We start from the raw sequence: 18,218 nt of genomic DNA on the forward strand, positions 1-18,218 counted from the left end.
AGATGCTGCTGCAGTCCGACGGCCGGGACGTAGAACTGCTTCCCGCGCTGCCCGCCGACTGGCCCGACGGAAGCGTGTGCGGACTGCGCGCTCGCGGCGGTCTCACCGTGGACATCCGCTGGCGCGGCGGGCAGTTGGCAGTCGCGTCGATCCGAGCGTCACGGGCTGCGGACGTGCGACTGCGCTACGGCGCCGACGTCCTCGAAGTCCGGCTCGCCGAGGGAGAGACGCTTGCCCTCGGTGTCGGTTGAGGGCAAGCGTCGGTGACCGTGTCACTGGGCGATCTGGCCGCCGTCGACGAGGAGGGTCTGCCCGGTCATCGCGGCCGCGTCGAGCGCCACGAACACCACGGCGGCCGCGATCTCCTCGGCCTCCAGCAACCGGCCCATCGGGATCTGGTCGATCCACTGCGTCATCCGCTGCGGGTCGTCCATCCCGACCGTGTCGAGGATGGGGGTGCGGGTCCGGCCCGGCGCGACGGCGTTGACCCGGACCCCATGCCGCGCCCACTCGACCGCGAGCGACCGCGCCAGCTGGGAGACCCCGGCCTTCGCGACGTCGTAGGCGACGTGGTACTCGGGGTTGGAGCCGATGAAGGCGGCGATGGAGGAGATGTTCACGATCGAACCGGACCGTTGGCGCACCAAGTGGCGGCCGAACTCGCGACAGGCCACGAAGGTGCCGGTCAGGTCGACGTCGAGGACGCGGTGCCACATCTCGTCCGTCACGTCGAGGGCCTCGTCCTCGTGGGCGATGCCGGCGTTGTTGACCAGGACGTCGACGCGCTCGAAGCGCCGTACGACCTCGCCCGCCACCCCGGCCACGGCCCGGGGGTCGGACACGTCCAGGGACAGGAAGTCGCCGCCCACCTCCTTGGCCACGGCGATGCCGGTCTCGGTGTTGCGGTCGGTGACGACGACCCGTACGCCACGGGCCGCGAGGGCCACGGCGATGGCGCGCCCGATTCCCTGGCCCGCGCCGGTGACGACGGCCACGCGCTCCTCGGTGTGCCTCAGGGGCGACTCGGTCATCTCGATCCTTCCGTCGGTGGATGGGCGGGGGTCTCAGAGGGTCCTGGCCGAGCCCACTCCGGGGATCTGCCACCGCACACGCGCGGCCGGATCGATCGCGGTCGAGGCGCCCGGACCGTGCGGACGCTCCATGAGCCCCTCGCGTACGACGCTGCGCTCGACGAAGGCGTCCTGCGTCCAGGGGATGAACTCGACGAGAGGCGGCACCTCCGACAGGACGGTGCCGACCAGGTGCTGGTGCACCTGCATCATGTCGCCCGCGTGCGGGGCGAACCGCAGGCCCCGTGCCGCCGCGTGCGACGCGATCTGCAGGAACTCGGTGACCCCGCCGACCCGGGTGACGTCGGCCTGTACGACGCGGATGGCGTCGGCGGCCATGAAGGAGGCGAACTGGTGGTAGGAGTAGATGCTTTCGCCGGCCGCCACGTCCAGCCGTGTCGAGGACTGGAGGCGGGCGTGGGCCTGGAGGTCGTCGGCGTGGACCGGCTCCTCGACCCAGTCCATCGCGGCTTCCTCCAGGACCGGCATGATCTGGTTCGCCGTCGACAGGTCCCAGCGCTGGTTGGCGTCGCACATCAGGGTCACGTCGTCGCCGAGCGCCCTCCGGACCGCGCGCACGCGTCGGGCGTCCTCGCGCCAGTCGGAGCGCCCCACCTTGATCTTCACCCGGGACCAGCCGTGGTCGACCAACGAGGTGAGATCCCGGACCAGTTCGGAGTCGGTGAGGTTGAGCCAGCCGCCGTCGGTGTTGTACGCCTCGACGCTCTCCTGGGTGCCGCCCAGCAGCCGCCACAGGGGCATCCCGGCCCGCTGTGCGGCGAGGTCCCACAGGGCGATGTCGACCATGGCGAGCGCCATGTGGACGACGCCGGCCCGGCCGATCCAGTGCGTGGGCAGCCAGTACAGGCGTTTCCAGGTGCCCAGGATGTCCTCCGACGAGGTGTCCAGGAGGGCGTCGGCATAGTAGGAGAGGATCACGTCGGAGAGGAGTTCGGGAGCGCAGTGCACGCCGGAGATCCCCGTCCCGACCAGGCCGTCGGCGGTGCGGATCTCGACCACGGGTACCGTCCAGTGCGCCATGGCGGCCGTGGAGTCGGCGATGGGCCGCTTCAGGGGCACGGCGAGGGCGTAGGTCTCCACGGAGGTGATCACGGCACCGTCGTCGCCGCGAAGAAGGTCCGCTCCGTGCGCGGACAGCAGCCCGCGGGCGGTGCCGAAAGAAGTCTGATCGGTCATTGTTCCAGTCGGCCATGGCCGCCGGAATTCGTCAACGGCCACATACGAATACACATGATCTGCCGCGCAGATGACATGCCGTCGGAAGGAATTCCAAACCGACGGTGGTCCGACTGCGAGGAGAGGAGGTTCGGTCAATGACACTCGAACTGGCCTGGTTGCGTACCTGGGTCGAGGTCGTGGATACCGGCGGTTTCACCAGAGCGGCCGAAAAGTTGCATTTGTCGCAACCGCGCGTCTCGGCGCACATCGCGAATCTGGAACGCGAACTCGGCTGCCTGCTCATCGAACGCCGTATCCGACCGCTCACCCTCACCGACGACGGGCGCGCTCTGCTGGCCCGGGCACGATCTGTTCTCGCCGCCGCCGACGAATTGGTCACCGCGCGCCAGACCGACCGGGGCGACATCTCGGGAACCGTCACGGTCGCGAGTTTCGCCAGCGGGAGTTCCGAATTCCTCCCGGCGGTCATCACGGCGCTGCAGAAGGAGCACCCGCGGATCCGGGTGGCGGTCCTGGACGGAGACGCGGGCTTCATCGAGGCGGCACTGTCCGAGCGCCGGGTCTCGGTGGCCCTGCGCCCGGTCCGGCCCGAGCCCCACGACCACGGCTTCACCATGCGTCCGTTGTGGCGGGAACCCTTCGTCATGCTCGCCCCGACCGGTCACCCTTTGCTCAAGAAGAGCGAGATCGAACTGACGGACTTCGCGGACCAACGCGTCATCACGATCGGTGATCCCCTCGCCAATACGGTCGTCGGATACGAGGCCGAGGTCGAGTTGAGCATCAAGGACCTGGTCGCGCCGTCCGGAACCGTCTCCCATCAGCCGACCACTCTCGGCGCCATGGTCCGCGCCGGACACGGAATCGGCATCATCAACTATCTCGGCGCGGTGATGATCCTGCGCGAAGGAATGGAAATGCGCCCCATCCAGCATCTCAACCGATATCGGGACGTGGGAATCTGGTGGCACTCGGAACGACCGCTGGGCGCCGCCGCACAAGCCTTCATCCGAGCGGTGGTAAAGGCACCGAGGCCCGAAGGAACGACCGCCGTTCCACCGGTGTGACGCGGCTCGGGCCCATTCGCGGAACGAATACCCGGCATCCGTGAATCAGCGTTGACGATCACGCGTGACCGGGGCCAGGTTGAGGGAAAACGAATGGAGTCGCGATGGCCGATGTCCGCACGTACGCGAATCTCGATGTGGCGGTACGCAATGACACGTCGGACGTGGGTGAGGGGCCGGTGTTCGATCCTCGCACCGGGCATCTCCTCTGGGTCGACATCTACGGCCGCAAGATTTTTCAGGACAACCTGTCCACTGGTCGACAGACCGTCACGGACGTAGGCACGATGATCGGCGCGGTCGCACCGCGCGCCAAGCACGACGGTTTCGCCGTCGCGGTGGCGGACGGGTTCGGCTATGTCACCGGCGACGGGCTGACGCTGGTCGACACCGTGCTGCCCGAACCCAACTTGCGCATGAACGACGGCAAGGTGGACTCCCTCGGCAGGTTCTGGGCCGGCAGCAACGACATGGAGTTCGCACCGGGCCAGGGCCGACTGCACCGCTGGGACGGCGACGGACCGAGCGTCGTCGTCGCGGACGGACTCGTGCTGCCGAACGGGCTCGGCTGGAACGCCGAGGACACCGTCATGTACCTCGCCGACAGCTACGCCAACCTCCTGTACCGCGCGGACTTCCACGCCGAGCCGGGAGAACTCGGCCGCCTGGAGGTGCTGACCAAGACCGCGGGAGTCGGCGTACCCGACGGCCTCGCCGTCGACGTCGAGGGGTGCTTCTGGGTGGCCATGCACGGCGGACGCGAAGTGCGGCGCTACGACCCGACGGGCCGCGTCGTCGGGCTCGTTCCGGTGCCCGTCCTGCAGCCGACGAGTTGCGCCTTCGGTGCGGACGGCCGTCTGTTCATCACCTCCGCGCGGAACGGCCTGTCCGCCGAGGAGTTGGCCAACTCCCCGCTGTCCGGCTCGGTCTTCGTCGTCGAGACCGGGACGGAGGGGGTTCCCGTCCGGCCGTTCCGCGCCTGACCCAACTCCCCCTGGGGAACGGCGCATTCGTATTCCGGATGACGGACCATCGATAACCGTCTTTCCCCCGCACGGTGTTGGCGTCATACGGTCGATCACGTGAACCGTGAACGCCGTGACTCAGTGGGACCGGGACCGGCGGCGACCGTCAAGCCGCTGGTGCCCCGTCCCGGCGTGGACGACATAGGGCTGCTCCTCGGCGATGTGCCGCGCGGAGCGCTCGTCGAACTCGCCGACGGCACGGCACCGGCAGCAGAGGACATCACCGCCGGACACAAGGTCGCGTTGCACGCCATCCCGAAGGGCGCGCCGGTCCGCAAGTACGGCGAGGTCATCGGCGTGGCCTTGGCCGACATCCCGGCGGGCGGACACGTCCACGTGCACAACCTGGGCCTCGGCCGGTGGGAGGAGCCGACCGCGAGCCCGCCGCCGGCCCGCACACCGCCGACCGGTGTCTCCCCCACCCGCGACCACTTCCTCGGTTACCGCAGGGCCGACGGGCGCGCGGCCACCCGGAACTACGTCGTCGTGGTCCCGACCGTGAACTGCTCGGCCACGGTGGCCCGGATGATCGCCCTGCGCGCCGACGACCAGCACAAGGGGACGCCGGGCCTCGACGGCGTCATCGCGCTCCCGCACGACCTCGGCTGCGGCATGGCGGAGGGCACTCCCGGGGACGCCATCCTGCGGCGCACACTGCGCGGTTACCTCGGCCACGCCAATGTCGCGGGCGCCCTCCTGATCAGCCTCGGCTGCGAGGTGAACCAGCCGGAGAACATCCTCGGCGAGAGCGAGAACACTGGCCTGAGCATGGGCATGGGCGCGAGTGAGGGCATGGAGGTGGAGACCCTCGCCATCCAGCAACTCGGCGGCACCGCAAGGACGGTGAACACGGCGCTCGACCGCATCGCGGACCTGGTCTCCCGCATCACGAAGGCGCACCGCGTGCCGATCCCGCTCGCGGAACTCACCCTCGGCCTCCAGTGCGGCGGCAGCGACGCCTATTCCGGACTGACCGCCAACCCCACGCTCGGCGTGGCGGCCGACCTGCTCGTCGCGTCCGGCGGCAAGGTCGTTCTCGGCGAGACCCCGGAGATCTACGGCGCCCACCACCTCCTACGGGACAGGGCGTCGACCCCGGAGGCGGCGGCCCGCATCGACCAACTCATCGCCTGGTGGCAGGAGTACACGACCGCCAACGGCGCGACCCTCGACAACAATCCGTCGCGCGGCAACCGGACCGGCGGCATCACGACCATCTGGGAGAAGTCCCTCGGCGCCGTGCTCAAGTCCGGGACCAGCCCGCTGAACGACGTCGTCGGATACGCGGAGCCGGTCACCGCGCCGGGCCTCACCTTCATGGACACCCCCGGCTACGACCCGGTGTCGGCCACCGGCATGGTCGCCGGCGGCGCCAACCTGCTCGCCTTCACGACCGGACGCGGCTCACTGTTCGGCTCGCGTCCCGTCCCCTGCCTGAAGATCAGCACCACCAGCGGGCTGTACGAGCGGATGCGCGGCGACATCGACTTCGACGCCGGGGCCGCCATGAGCCACGCCGATCAACTCACGTACGGAACCGCCCTGTTCGAGACTCTCGTGGACATGGCCTCCGGCGCCGAGAGCAAGTCCGAGGCACTCGGGTTCGGAACGGAGGAGATCGTCCCCTGGCGCATGGGAGCGGTCCTGTGACGGCCTGCGAAACCGTCTGTGAAAGCCGTCAACTGCCGTGCCGGTACAGGTCGCGCAGCATGGCGATCTCGGCTCCGTGGTGCAGCACTTCCTGGTTGACCCACCACACGATGTCGATGAACGGCTCCTCCGCGTCGCTGCCGTGCGGATAGGTGCAGTACCCGACGGTGTCGAGCGCGGCCTCGTCGGCACTCAGCAGTGCCTTCCGCCAGGCACCGGCACCGGTGTCGAAGGCATCGACCGCACCGGCGGCATCGCCGCTGACGGAGTAGTCGTCCCGGGTCAACGTGCGGCTGCCGGCCGTGTGGTCGGCACGGATGGTCAGCAGCTCGGAGAGATGGCTCAGGCGCCACGCGATGGTGGTGAAGGGCGGCGGCCAGGGATGAGGATAGGCAGCGGCGTCGCGCCCCCAATCGCCCTGTCCCGTCAGGGTAGTTGCGCGCGCTCCCGGGCCGTCCGTACGCCGTCGCACCGACCAGCAGTCCGGCACCGGCTCCCAGAAGTACTCCGCGTCGGTCATGGGCCCGACCCGGGTGTCCGTCCCGTCGCCGCTGTCTATGACAGGCCCTGTCATACGGCCGGAGAGACGTTCGCACGCGAAGTCGAACTGGTCGAGCAGCGTAGCCAGACGGGGTGGGATCACTGGGGCACTCCTGTGGCGAGCCGGTCGGGCTTCGATACGGCGGTCTGCCGACCCGGCAACCTAACAGCGTCCCTGCCGAGCCGCCCCTCATTTACGGCGTGCGGGCGCGCAGTCGGCGCAGCATCCGGGGGTCCTCGAACCCGACCGTGCGGGCGGCGGCGTCGATCGTGGCGCCGTGGCTGATGAGGTGCTCTGCGCGTTCGACGCGGAGGGTCTGCTGGTAGCGCAGCGGGGTGAGTCTGGTGGCCCGGCTGAAGAGGCGGGTGAGGGTGCGTTCGCTGACGCCGACCGCCGAGGCGAGGGCGGGCAGGGGAAGCGTCTCGTCGAAGCGGGTGTCGATGAGGTCCTGGGCGCGGTGCACCGTGTCGTCCAGGTGGGAGCGGTGCCGGAGCATCGCGCTGGTCTGCGGCTCGTGGCCGTTGCGGCGGGCGTAGACGACCATGTCGCGGGCGGTCTGCGCGGCTACGGCGGGACCGTGCCGGGTGGCCACGATGTGCAGGGCGAGGTCGATGCCGCTGGCGATGCCGGCCGAGGTGATGACCCGGTCGTCGGTGGTGAACAGGACGTCGCGGACGACCGTCGCCTTCGGGTGGCGCAGGGCGAGTTCGTCCTGGACGTCGTGGTGGGTGGTGCAGTGGCGGCCGTCGAGGAGTCCGGCCCGGCCGAGTACGTCGGCTCCGGCGCAGACGCTGGCCACCGTCCCGCCCTGCGCGTGGTGGTCCCGGATGACCTGCAGCGCCGTAGCGCCGACGGTGGGTGCGTCGGCCAGGGTGACGGCTCGCCATCCCGGCACCACGATCAGGTCCTCGGGTCCGAGCTCGGGCCAGTCGAGCCCGGCCGCCAGGGGCAGCCCCTGGGCGCTGGTGACCTGGGGCTGCTCGGCGACGTAGGAGAGCGTGTAGGGGTGTCCGAAATCGGCAGCCGTGGAGAAGACCTGTGCGGGGCCGGCCAAGTCCAGCAGGTGGACTCCGGGTACCAGGAAGAAGACGACGTGGCTCACGATCCGGTCATCATGCCCGATGTGCGGCGGCGGCTTCCAGTTCGTCGACCGTCGCGATGGTGGCGAAGCGGCCGGCGAGGGCGTACTCGGTGCGCCTGATGATCTCGTCGGCTGGGAGCGTGCGGGGGTCGGCGAGGAGCTCGGCGACGGTCTGCTCGGCGGGCGCGTCGCGGTGCGGAATGGGGTTCGTCGCCGTCGCGTCGGTGACGAAGGTGACCTGGTAGCCGAAGTCGCTCGCGACGCGGGTGGTGGTCTCGACGCACTGCTCGGTGCGGATACCGCAGACGGTGATCTCGCGGACGCCGTGCTCGGTGAGGAGTTGCTGCAGGTTGGTGGTAGTGAAGGCGTTGTGCGAGGTCTTGTGGAGCAGCGGTTCGCCGTCCACGCGCTCCAGTCCGTCGATGAGCCGGACGTGGCCGAGGGCCGGGTCGAAGACGTCGCCGCTGCCGGGCTCGGAGTGCAGGACCCACACCACAAGGTCGCCGGCCCGGCGGGCGAGCTGGACCAGGCGGTTCGCCTGTTCGGCGACCTTCGGGTCGGAGATGGTCTCCCACAGCGGGCGGGCGCGGAAGGATTCCTGGACGTCGATGACGATCAGTGCTCGGGTCATGTCCCAAGACTGCGCCGTGCGGGTGGGGTGGCGACAGGCCGCATCGGGTCCGGGAGCGGACCGATCCGGTCACCGGTGGGGCGGCCTGTCGCCGTACCGTCTACCCCAGTTCGACGAGGAGGTCGCCGCCCTCCACCTGCTGGATGCGGTTGATGGCGAGGCGGGACACCCGACCGGACTTCGGTGCGGTGATCGACGCTTCCATCTTCATGGCCTCGATGGTGGCGACGGTGACGCCGGCCTCCACCTCGTCGCCCTCCTCGACCGCGAGGGTGACCACGCCCGCGAACGGCGCCGCGACATGCCCCTGGTTGGTGCGGTCGGCCTTCTCGGTGACGGGGACGTCGGAGGCCGCGGCGGTGTCGCGCACCTGGATCGGCCGGAGTTGGCCGTTCAGGGCGGACATCACGGTGCGCAGGCCGCGTTCGTCGGCCTCGCCGACGGCCTCCAGCTCGATGAGGAGTCGGACGCCGGGTTCCAGGTCGACCGCGTACTCCTTGCCGGGGCGAATGCCGTAGAAGAAGTCCTTGCTGTCGAGGACACTGGTGTCGCCGTAGGTCTGGCGGTGTGTTTCGAACTCGCGGGTCGGGCCGGGGAACAGCAGGCGGTTGAGGGTGGCGCGGCGGTCCTTGTCGAGGGCCGTGCGGTCCTCCGGGCTCAGTTCCTGTACGGGCTTGGGGGCGGCGCGGCCCTGGAGTGCCTTGGTGCGGAACGGCTCGGGCCAGCCGCCGGGCGGCGTGCCCAACTCGCCGCGCAGGAAGCCGATCACGGAGTCGGGGATGTCGTACCGGTCGGGGGACTCCTCGAAGTCGGCGGGGCTCACTCCGGCGCCGACCAGGTGCAGGGCGAGGTCGCCGACGACCTTCGACGACGGGGTGACCTTCACCAGGTGGCCGAGGATGCGGTCGGCGGCCGCGTACATCGCCTCGATGTCCTCGAAGCGGTCGCCGAGGCCGAGCGCGATGGCCTGGGTGCGCAGGTTGGAGAGCTGTCCGCCGGGGATCTCGTGGTGGTAGACGCGGCCGGTCGGTGAGGCGAGGCCCGCCTCGAACGGGGCGTAGATCTTGCGCACGCTCTCCCAGTACGGCTCCAGGTCGCCGATGGCCTGGAGGTCGAGGCCGGTGGGGCGGTCCGAGTAGTCGGTCGCGGCGACGATCGCGGAGAGGGACGGCTGCGAGGTGGTGCCCGCCATGGAGGCCACCGCGCCGTCCACGGCGTCCGCGCCGGCCTGGATCGCGGCGAGGTAGGTGGCCAGCTGGCCACCCGCGGTGTCGTGGGTGTGCAGGTGGACCGGCAGGCCGAACTCGCGGCGCAGCGCCGATACGAGCGTTGCGGCGGCGGGTGCGCGCAGCAGGCCCGCCATGTCCTTCACCGCGAGGATGTGGGCGCCCGCCTCGACGATCTGTTCGGCGAGGCGGAGGTAGTAATCGAGCGTGTAGAGGCGCTCGTTGGGGTCGGACAGGTCCGAGGTGTAGCAGAGGGCGACCTCGGCGATCGACGTTCCCGTGGCGCGTACGGCGTCGATGGCCGGCCGCATCTGGCCTACGTCGTTCAGCGCGTCGAAGATGCGGAAGATGTCGATGCCGGTGGCGGCGGCCTCCTGCACGAAGGCGTCGGTCACCTGGGTCGGATACGGCGTGTAGCCGACGGTGTTGCGGCCGCGCAGCAGCATCTGGAGGCAGATGTTGGGGACGGCCTCACGCAGGGCGGCCAGTCGGTCCCAGGGGTCCTCGGCGAGAAAGCGGAGCGCCACGTCGTAGGTGGCGCCGCCCCAGCACTCCAGGGAGAGGAGTTGGGGCACGGTGTGGGCGACGACCGGGGCGACGGCGAGGAGGTCCTTGGTGCGGACGCGGGTGGCGAGGAGCGACTGGTGGGCGTCGCGGAAGGTGGTGTCGGTGACGCCGATCGTGGGCGACTCGCGCAGGTGGCGGGCGAAGCCCTCGGGGCCGAGTTCGGCAAGCAACTGCCGTGAACCGGCCGGGGGTTCGGTGCTCGGGACCGGCGGCAGCTTGGTGGTCGGGTCGATCAGGTCGGGGCGTTCGCCGTGCGGCTTGTTGACCGTGACGTCGGCCAGGTAGGTGAGCAACTTGGTGCCACGGTCGGCAGATTGACGGGCCGTCAGCAGCTGCGGGCGCTGCTCGATGAACGAGGTGGTGATCCGTCCGGCCTGGAAGTCCGGGTCGTCCAACACGGCTTGGAGGAACGGGATGTTGGTGGCAACGCCACGGATGCGGAACTCGGCGACAGCACGCCGGGCACGGTTGACGGCGGTGGTGAAATCCCGTCCCCGGCAGGTGAGTTTGACCAGCATCGAGTCGAAGTGCGCGCTGATCTCCGTACCCGCGTGGGTGGTTCCGCCGTCGAGCCGGATACCGGAGCCACCCGGCGAGCGGTAGGCGCTGATCCGGCCGGTGTCCGGGCGGAAGCCGTTGGCGGGGTCCTCGGTGGTGATACGGCACTGGAGCGCGGCGCCGTGCAGGGTGACCGTCTCCTGCGAGAGGCCGAGGTCGGCGAGGGTCTCACCGGAGGCGATGCGCAGCTGGGCCTGGACGAGGTCGACGTCGGTGACCTCCTCGGTGACCGTGTGCTCGACCTGGATGCGCGGGTTCATCTCGATGAAGACGTGGTTGCCGGCCGGGTCGAGGAGGAACTCGACGGTGCCCGCGTTGCGGTAGCCGATCTCGCGGGCGAAGCGGACGGCGTCGGCGCAGATCCGGTCACGCAGGGCGGGGTCGAGGTTGGGCGCGGGGGCCAGCTCGACGACCTTCTGGTGCCGGCGTTGGAGCGAGCAGTCGCGCTCGAAGAGGTGGATGACGTTGCCCTCGCCGTCGGCGAGGATCTGCACCTCGATGTGACGGGGGTCGATGACCGCCTTCTCCAGGAACACCGTGGCGTCGCCGAACGCGGACATGGCCTCGCGGGCGGCGGCCTCGATGGACTCGCGCAGGGTCGCGGGGTCCTCGACGCGGCGCATACCGCGTCCGCCGCCGCCGGCGACCGCCTTCACGAACACGGGGAACCCGATGTCCTCGGCGGCGCGGACCAGTTCGTCGACGTCACTGGAGGGCGCCGAGGAGCCGAGCACCGGTACGCCGGCCGCGCGGGCGGCGGCGATCGCCGTGGCCTTGTTGCCGGTCATCTCCAGGATGTGGGCACTGGGACCGACGAAGGTGATGCCCGCCTCCTCGCAGGCGCGGGCGAGTTCGGGGTTCTCGGAGAGGAACCCGTAGCCCGGATAGACCGCGTCCGCTCCCGCTCGCTGGGCCGCGCGGACGATCTCCTCGACGGAGAGATAGGCGCGGACCGGATGCCCGGGTTCACCGATCTCGTAGGCCTCGTCGGCCTTGAGCCGGTGCAGCGAATTGCGGTCCTCGTGGGGGAAGACCGCGACCGTTCGCGCGCCCAGCTCATAGCCGGCGCGGAACGCCCTGATCGCGATCTCTCCACGGTTGGCGACCAGCACCTTGCGGAACATTCCCGATCCCTTCAGCCTGCCGATGACGTGCACCATGGTGTCGGCGCCGCCCCTGTAACGCCATGTGAGCCGGGACACTAGTCGCAAACGTGTCGCGTGATGCGCTCCGCCGGGCCGACGGTAAAGAAATCGTATGGTCTAGTCCAAAGTGAGCTTTGGTCCAGTCCAATCCATTGACGTGACCGCGACAGCACCAGAAGCTGGGTGTCTCCCCCACTCCCACCGGAGGCACAACGTGACACGTCTTCGTGCATGTCTGGTCGCGGCGGCCGCCGTGACGACCGCCGCCGCGGGCACGACCGCGCTGATCGCGACCAACGCCCAGGGCGCCACCAACGCGGCCACCGCGCTCAGCAACCGCTGGTACGCCGCGGCCCCCTATCTGATGCCGACGGACAACAACCCGCCGGACGCGGGCGCCATCATGGACGCCACCGGCCTCAAGGCCTTCCAGCTCGCCTTCGTCCTCGCCCCCAACGGCGGCGGCTGCTCCCCCACTTGGGGCGGCACCTCACCGGTCTCCTCGGACACCGCCGTCCAGTCGGTGATCAACACGATCCGCGCCAAGGGCGGCGACGTCTCCGTCTCCATCGGCGGCTACGGCGGCACCAAGCTCGGCCAGGCCTGCTCCGACCCGGCCTCGACCGCGGCGGCGTACCAGCAGGTCATCACCAAGTACGGCCTGCACGCGATCGACTTCGACCTGGAGGAGCCGGAGTACGAGAACACCGCGGCCATCCACAACGAGATCGGCGCGGCGAAGATCCTCCAGCAGAACAACTCGGGCCTGTACGTCTCCGTCACCACGGCCGGTACGGCGGACGGCACCGGCTGGTTCGGCAAGCAGATGCTGCTGGAGGCGAAGTCGCAGGGGTTCACGCCGAACAACTTCTCCATCATGCCGTTCGACGGCGGCTTCAGCGGCGCGGCCTCGCAGACCAGCGCGCTCACCAACTTCAACTCCATCCTGCAGTCCACGTTCGGCTGGGACCAGGCGACCGCGTACGCCCACGAGGGCTTCTCGGGGATGAACGGGCGCAGCGACACCGGCGAGTACTTCACCCAGGCGGACTTCCAGACCGTCCTGAACTACGCCACCAGCCACAACATGGACCGCTTCACGTTCTGGTCCCTCAACCGCGACCGTCAGTGCAGTCCGGTCGACAACGGCGGTACGACGTCCGGGACCTGCTCCAGCGTGGCGCAGAACGCGTGGGACTTCGCCAAGTACTCGGTGCAGTTCGCGGGCGTGACGCCGCCGACCTCGACGCCCACGCCGACCCCGACTCCGACACCCACCCCCGGCACGTGCAAGACGGCATGGAGTTCCACGGCCGTCTACACGCAGGGCAACGAGGTGTCGTACGGCAACCACAACTGGGCGGCCAAGTGGTGGACCCAGAACGAGGTGCCCGGTGCCTCCCAGTGGGGCCCCTGGCAGGACGAGGGCGCCTGCTGATCCGGCGGGATCAGCAGGACATGGGCTGCGACGTCGAGTAGGCCTTGGGAAAGGCGTACTTGGCGTCGCTGTCCGCTGCGGGGAGCGTGGCGAATCCGACAGCTTCGACAGCTCTCCGCCAGCCCAACCCCCTTACTACCGCAGGATGTTGACCGCTCGGGCGACGACCAGGACGACGATCGACACGGAGACCGAGGACTGGCCCATCATCAGCATCTTGGCCCAGCGGGAGAGCGGCATCACGTCGGTCGGGCTGAAGGCGGTGGAATTGGTGAAGGACAGGTACAGGTAGTCCAGGAACGCCGGTTCCCAGTCCGGTGGGGCGGTCTCCGGGCTCTGCATCTGGACGAAGAGGAAGTCGGCGTACTGGCGTTGTGCCATGACCCGCGCCATCGGCCCGCCGCGGTCCCACTCCCAGTACCAGAGGGCGAACACGATGACGTTCGTCAGCCAGATGGCACCGCCGGTCAGCAGCAGCGGCCCGGCGTCCAGACCCTCGGTGCCCCTGACCAGGCCCACCACCAACCGGGCCGCCGACCAGCTGTTGGCCAGGCTGATCACGCCCGTCAGGACCAGGCTCGGCCAGCGCAGCCACCGCGTGCCTGGCTCGATCCGCCGAGGATTGGCGACGAACAGGCCGACCATCAGGGCGAGTTCCAGGGCCGGCAGCAGCCAGTACGGCCGGAAGGCGAGCCGGTGCGGCAGCATCAGCTGCAGGAAGACCGCCAGCAGGATCACGGCGGCCACCGCCCACCGTGTCTCACCGCGCGTCACCCGGCGCCACGCGGGCACCACATCGCGCCCGCTGTCCTCCAGCAGCCGCTCGATCCTGGCCAAGCGGCTGCTGGAGTCGTCTCTACCGTCCGTACCGTCCGTCATGGCACCGATTGTCCCCGGTCAGGGTTCGATCGGATGACGCGCCCCACCCTGGACGCCCGCGGATGTTCCGGCCGGTCACAGTCGCCCGGTCCGGGCGGGGCGTCACGGCTCAGCCCCGCAGCGGTTCCGCCAGTCGCCCCAGCAGTCCCGCGACCAGCGCGGTCTGGGCGGGCACCGTGTCGGGGTAGATGAACTCGCCCTGGGCATGGGCCCCGTCGCCGACCGCCCCCATGCCGCACAGCACCGGCAGGCCGAGCGCGGCGACGAAGTTGGCGTCGCTCGCGCCCCCGACGGCGGTGTCGGGCAGGCGGCCGCGGCCCTGGTCACGGGCGACCTCGCGGGCGAGGTCGAGCAGCGGGCCGGAGGCGGCGTTGAGGGTCATCGGCGGCCGGTTCCATGCATGGTCGATCTCGATACGGACGCGCGGGTCACTCACCTTGATGGCGTCCAACTCCTCGTCCACCCGGGCCTGTTCGGCCTCACTGCTGACCCGGATGTCGACACCGGCGGAGGCCTGCCCGGCGACGACGTTGATGGCGGAACCACCCTTGATCAGCCCGGTGTTGATGGTGGTGCCCTTCTCGGGCGCGGCGACCTTCGCGGCGGCGACCACGAACTCGGACAGCGCGGTGATCGCGCTCGCCCCGTCCTGCGGCGCGAGCCCGGCGTGCGATTCGACGCCCGTGGCGGTGACTTGAAAGATCCCGGTGCCCTTGCGGGCGGTCTTCACCGCGCCGTGAGCACTCGGTTCCAGCACCAGCGTGACGTCGGCCTTCTGCGCGACCTCCTCGATCACCGGTCGCGAGGACAGGGAACCGATCTCCTCGTCACCGTTGAAGAGAAAGGTGACGGTGGGCAGGGACGCACCGCTCTCCCGGGCCAGCTTCAGCGCCCAAATCCCTTGCGCCAGACCGGTCTTCATGTCGAAGATGCCGGGTCCGCTCAACCTCTCCCGCCCGTCCTCGCCCGCCTCCGGCTGCTCCCATCCGGCGAGTGTCCCGGTCGGCCATACGGTGTCGTAGTGCCCGACGAGCGCGACATGCCCGGCGCCGGTGCCGGTGTAGGTCAGGGTGAGGGTGTCGCCGCACGCGCCACCGGGACGGCGCTCCTCGTGGCCGGGCCGACCGAGCCGCTGGACGGTCAGCTCACGCAGGAGATCCAGGCCGGTCGCGAGGCCGGGAAGGTCGTAGCTGCTGGTCTCGTGGCGGACAAGGGTCAGGATGTCCTCGACGATCCGCGAGGAGACGTCCTGGGCGCGGGCGGTGAGGGTGGCGGCTGCGGGTGACGCGGTCATGATCTGCTTTCCTGTACGGCGGTGGGGGGTCAAGTCCCTTGGCGGGGCGGCGGGTTCAGCTGATGCCGAGCGGGATGCCCAGCAGGTACCAGGCCACGAAGAACGCGACCCAGACGACCCATACGACGGCGGCGATCGGGATCGTGAAGGAGGCCAGGGTGCCGATGCCGGCGGACTTGCGGTACTGCTGGATGAAGCCCAGGGCCATGACGAAGTAGGGGCTCATCGGGGTGACGCAGTTGGTGACCGAGTCGGCGACGCGGTAGACGGCCTGGGTGGTCTCGGGCTCGATGCCGATGAGCATCAGCATGGGGACGAGGACCGGCGCTGCCAGTGCCCACAGGGCGGAGCCGCTGGTGATGACGAGGTTCATGAAGGTGATCAGGACGGCGATGCCGACGAGTACGGTCCAGCCGTGCAGGTGCAGGTCGCGCAGTGTCTCGGCGCCCTTGACGGCGAGGATGTCGCCGATGTTCGTCCACTTGAAGTAGGCGAGGAACTGGGCGATCGCGAAGAACAGCACGAGGATCGGCGCCATCGAGCGGGTGCCGTCCACCATCGCGCCGATACTGTCGCGGGCGGCGGTGAAGGTGCCGGTCATCCGGCCGTAGACGGTGCCGAGCACGGCGAAGAAGACGCCGAGGACGAGTGCCATGCCGCCGATCAGCGGGGAGTTGACGATGCCGCCGCCCTCGCCGCGCAGGGGTGAGGACGAGGGGATCATGGCCGCCGCGAGAAACGCGAGGAAGCCGACGGCGACCAGACCGGTCGTGCGAAGGGCGCGCCGCTGCTGGTCGGTGACCTCGATCTCGGCCAGTTCCTCGACGCCCAGCGCGGCGACCGGCTCGTCGGGTTCCAGGTCGGAGCGGCGGGCGAGGACCTTGTCGACGACGAGGGTGATCACCAACGCCACCAGGACGGACGAGCCGAGCCCGAAGAAGTAGTTGGCGACCGGGGTGACGACGTAGTGCGCGTCGATGGTGTGGGCGGCGGCCGTCGAGATCCCGGACAGCAGGACGTCCGTGGTGGTGAGCGACGGGGAGGCGTCGTAGCCGGCGGCGATCGAGACGTAGGCGACGACACAGCCGAGGACCGGGCTGCGGCCGGCCGCGCGGAAGACCAGCGCGCCGAGCGGGATGAGGGTGACGTAGGCGGCGTCGCCGGCAACATGGCTGACCATGGCCGTCATCGAGAGGGCGAAGGTGAGGTACCTGCCCGGGACGCGCGCGACCATGCGGCGCAGCAGGGTCGAGAACAGTCCGCTCTTCTCGGCGACGGCGATGCCGAACATCACGGTGAGGATGGTGGCCAGCGGCGGGAAGGCCGCGTAGTTGTCGACGGCACCCTCGACGGCCATGGTGAGGCCGTCCTTGCTGAGCAGGTTCTGCACCTTGACGGTCTCGTGCGTGCCGGGGTGCACGGCGCTGAGACCGGTCGCCGCCAGGACGGCGCTGAGGACGGCGACGATCCCCGCGAGGATCCAGAACAGCCAGAACGGGTTGGGGAGCTTGTTGCCGATCTTCTCTATCGCCGTCAGGCCCCGGAACGCGGTGCGCAGGACTCTCGACTGGGGCTCCGTGGACGGAGGCTGAGGTTGAGCGGAGGTGACACTCATCGGTACCTCTTGGCGCGATGGGGGGATGTTCCTGCGAACAATGGCATCCAGATGAGAGATTCTCTATATCTTGGAAGTAACAGTGGGATTAAACGGCACCTTAGAGTGAGGCCCTATGACCCGTCCTCTCCTCGACGAGCTCGACCGGCGCCTCATCGGCGCGCTGCATCTGGCGCCCCGGGCCACCTGGGACGACATCGGCGAGATCCTGGCCGCCGACGCCAGCACGCTCAAACGCCGTTACGACCGGCTGCACGAGGCACGCATGGTGCGCGTGATCGGGCAGGCCGACTGGGGCGTCCACTCCACGGCGATGCCCGTCCACGTCTTCCTGGACATCACCGGCGAGACGCCCCTCGCCGTCCTCCACCGGCTCCGCGACCTGCCCCACCTCCAGCTGCTGGCGCAGATCTCGGGCGACTACCCGCTCTACGCCGTCGTGCACGCCCCGTCCGAGGCTGCCACCAGCGAGGCGATCGACCGGATGTTCTCCGTCCCCGGCGTCCGGCGCGTCAACGCCCTTCCCGCGCTGAGCACCCTGCGGCGGGGCATCACCTGGGACCCGGGGTTCCTCACCGACACCGAGCGCGCCGACCTGCTGAAGCTCACCGGCTCCCGCCCCGAGGGCACCGCGACCGCGACGCCCCCGGCGAAGCCGCTCAGCGAGGCCGAGCGCAGCGTGGTGGCCCAGTTGCTCCAGGACGGCCGCGCGTCCGCCGCGAGCATCGCCCGGACCACCGACCTGGCCACCTCCACCGCGCACCGCGTGGTCCGCCGGGTCCTGGACGAGGGGTGGGTCAAGCCGCGCCTGGAGATCGTGTCGGAGTGGCTCGGCTTCCAGACCGCGTTCATCCTCCGGCTGCGGGTGGCGCCGGGTGCGACCCCCGACGTCATGCGCCGCATCAACCAACTGCCGCAGACGCGGCTCGCCGCGCACGTGGCCAGCGACATGTCCGTCCTCGCCACCGGCCTGGTCACCGACCGCTCCGCCCTGGCGCTCTTCGTCGACGACGAACTGGCCAGGATCCCCGGCCTCCTCGGCGTCAGCGTCGCCGTGATGCTCGCCGAACCCCGCCGCTACTGGCTGGACCGCGACCTGACCACCGGCCTCGGCGCGTTCCACGCACCGACACTGCTGTGAGCACGAGGCGGGGGGGCCCGCCCCCGCCAGGCCGGGGGCGCCCCCCCCCCCCAAGACCCGACCCCCACACCACCCCCGGGCGCCGGGGCC

15 protein-coding genes are annotated in these 18,218 nt (G+C 69.9%); 6 read left to right on the forward strand and 9 right to left on the reverse strand.

The window, feature by feature from the left end; genetic code table 11:
* The first annotated feature begins 2 nt into the window (after positions 1-2).
* Positions 3-251 carry a glycoside hydrolase family 95-like protein gene (locus ACFWP5_RS38780; RefSeq protein ID WP_384167967.1) on the forward strand — a complete coding sequence of 83 codons (249 nt, stop codon included), beginning with the start codon at positions 3-5 and terminating at the stop codon, positions 249-251.
* A gap of 21 nt (positions 252-272) precedes the next feature.
* On the opposite strand, the gene ACFWP5_RS38785 is transcribed toward ACFWP5_RS38780, so the two are convergent.
* Together ACFWP5_RS38785 and ACFWP5_RS38790 are read right to left on the reverse strand one after the other, a co-directional pair.
* The gene (locus ACFWP5_RS38785) at positions 273-1,031 is read right to left on the reverse strand and encodes an SDR family NAD(P)-dependent oxidoreductase (RefSeq protein ID WP_384167927.1); all 759 of its coding nucleotides are present in this window, start codon (positions 1,029-1,031) and stop codon (positions 273-275) included.
* Positions 1,032-1,064: 33 nt separating this feature from the next.
* Positions 1,065-2,267 (reverse strand): mandelate racemase/muconate lactonizing enzyme family protein, encoded by a 1,203-nt coding sequence (locus ACFWP5_RS38790; protein ID WP_384167930.1) that lies wholly within the window; start codon positions 2,265-2,267, stop codon positions 1,065-1,067.
* 137 nt (positions 2,268-2,404) lie between these two features.
* On the opposite strand from ACFWP5_RS38790, the gene ACFWP5_RS38795 reads away from it, so the two are divergent.
* The 3 genes from ACFWP5_RS38795 to ACFWP5_RS38805 all read left to right on the forward strand — a co-directional run bounded on the left by ACFWP5_RS38795 (position 2,405) and on the right by ACFWP5_RS38805 (position 6,012).
* Positions 2,405-3,337: a LysR family transcriptional regulator gene (locus ACFWP5_RS38795; RefSeq protein WP_384167933.1), complete on the forward strand. Its 933-nt coding sequence runs from the start codon at positions 2,405-2,407 to the stop codon at positions 3,335-3,337.
* A 104-nt stretch (positions 3,338-3,441) separates the two neighbouring features.
* A complete protein-coding gene (locus tag ACFWP5_RS38800; RefSeq protein WP_384167936.1) occupies positions 3,442-4,320 on the forward strand; it encodes an SMP-30/gluconolactonase/LRE family protein in 879 nt (292 codons plus the stop codon).
* 99 nt (positions 4,321-4,419) lie between these two features.
* Entirely contained in the window at positions 4,420-6,012 is a 1,593-nt protein-coding gene (locus ACFWP5_RS38805; protein WP_384167939.1) for a UxaA family hydrolase, read from the forward strand.
* Between the two features lie 28 nt (positions 6,013-6,040).
* Here the strand turns inward: ACFWP5_RS38805 and ACFWP5_RS38810 are convergent, their stop codons facing one another.
* The 4 genes from ACFWP5_RS38810 to ACFWP5_RS38825 all read right to left on the reverse strand — a co-directional run bounded on the left by ACFWP5_RS38810 (position 6,041) and on the right by ACFWP5_RS38825 (position 11,740).
* Positions 6,041-6,655, reverse strand: coding sequence for a DinB family protein (locus tag ACFWP5_RS38810; protein ID WP_384167942.1), 615 nt, complete (start codon positions 6,653-6,655; stop codon positions 6,041-6,043).
* Positions 6,656-6,746: 91 nt separating this feature from the next.
* Positions 6,747-7,655 carry a GlxA family transcriptional regulator gene (locus ACFWP5_RS38815; RefSeq protein ID WP_384167945.1) on the reverse strand — a complete coding sequence of 303 codons (909 nt, stop codon included), beginning with the start codon at positions 7,653-7,655 and terminating at the stop codon, positions 6,747-6,749.
* 10 nt (positions 7,656-7,665) lie between these two features.
* Positions 7,666-8,265, reverse strand: a complete 600-nt coding sequence (locus tag ACFWP5_RS38820; RefSeq protein ID WP_384167948.1) for an isochorismatase family protein — start codon at positions 8,263-8,265, stop codon at positions 7,666-7,668.
* A 100-nt stretch (positions 8,266-8,365) separates the two neighbouring features.
* Entirely contained in the window at positions 8,366-11,740 is a 3,375-nt protein-coding gene (locus tag ACFWP5_RS38825) for a pyruvate carboxylase (protein ID WP_384167951.1), read from the reverse strand.
* A 235-nt stretch (positions 11,741-11,975) separates the two neighbouring features.
* Here ACFWP5_RS38825 and ACFWP5_RS38830 point away from each other — a divergent pair, with 235 nt between their 5' ends.
* Positions 11,976-13,199 (forward strand): chitinase, encoded by a 1,224-nt coding sequence (locus ACFWP5_RS38830; RefSeq protein ID WP_384167954.1) that lies wholly within the window; start codon positions 11,976-11,978, stop codon positions 13,197-13,199.
* A gap of 135 nt (positions 13,200-13,334) precedes the next feature.
* Here ACFWP5_RS38830 and ACFWP5_RS38835 read toward each other — a convergent pair whose 3' ends face one another.
* From ACFWP5_RS38835 to ACFWP5_RS38845, 3 genes are all read right to left on the reverse strand, one after another.
* Complete coding sequence (locus tag ACFWP5_RS38835; RefSeq protein ID WP_384167956.1) at positions 13,335-14,078, reverse strand: hypothetical protein; 744 nt, start codon at positions 14,076-14,078, stop codon at positions 13,335-13,337.
* A 109-nt stretch (positions 14,079-14,187) separates the two neighbouring features.
* A complete protein-coding gene (locus tag ACFWP5_RS38840) occupies positions 14,188-15,372 on the reverse strand; it encodes a M20 family metallopeptidase (protein WP_384167958.1) in 1,185 nt (394 codons plus the stop codon).
* 55 nt (positions 15,373-15,427) lie between these two features.
* Positions 15,428-16,987 (reverse strand): AbgT family transporter, encoded by a 1,560-nt coding sequence (locus ACFWP5_RS38845; protein WP_384167961.1) that lies wholly within the window; start codon positions 16,985-16,987, stop codon positions 15,428-15,430.
* Between the two features lie 115 nt (positions 16,988-17,102).
* Between ACFWP5_RS38845 and ACFWP5_RS38850 the strand changes: the two genes are divergently transcribed.
* Positions 17,103-18,128, forward strand: a complete 1,026-nt coding sequence (locus ACFWP5_RS38850; RefSeq protein WP_384167964.1) for an Lrp/AsnC family transcriptional regulator — start codon at positions 17,103-17,105, stop codon at positions 18,126-18,128.
* The last annotated feature ends 90 nt before the right edge of the window (positions 18,129-18,218 follow it).

It is taken from the genome of Streptomyces sp. NPDC058469 (assembly GCF_042721125.1).
Lineage (GTDB): Bacteria > Actinomycetota > Actinomycetes > Streptomycetales > Streptomycetaceae > Streptomyces.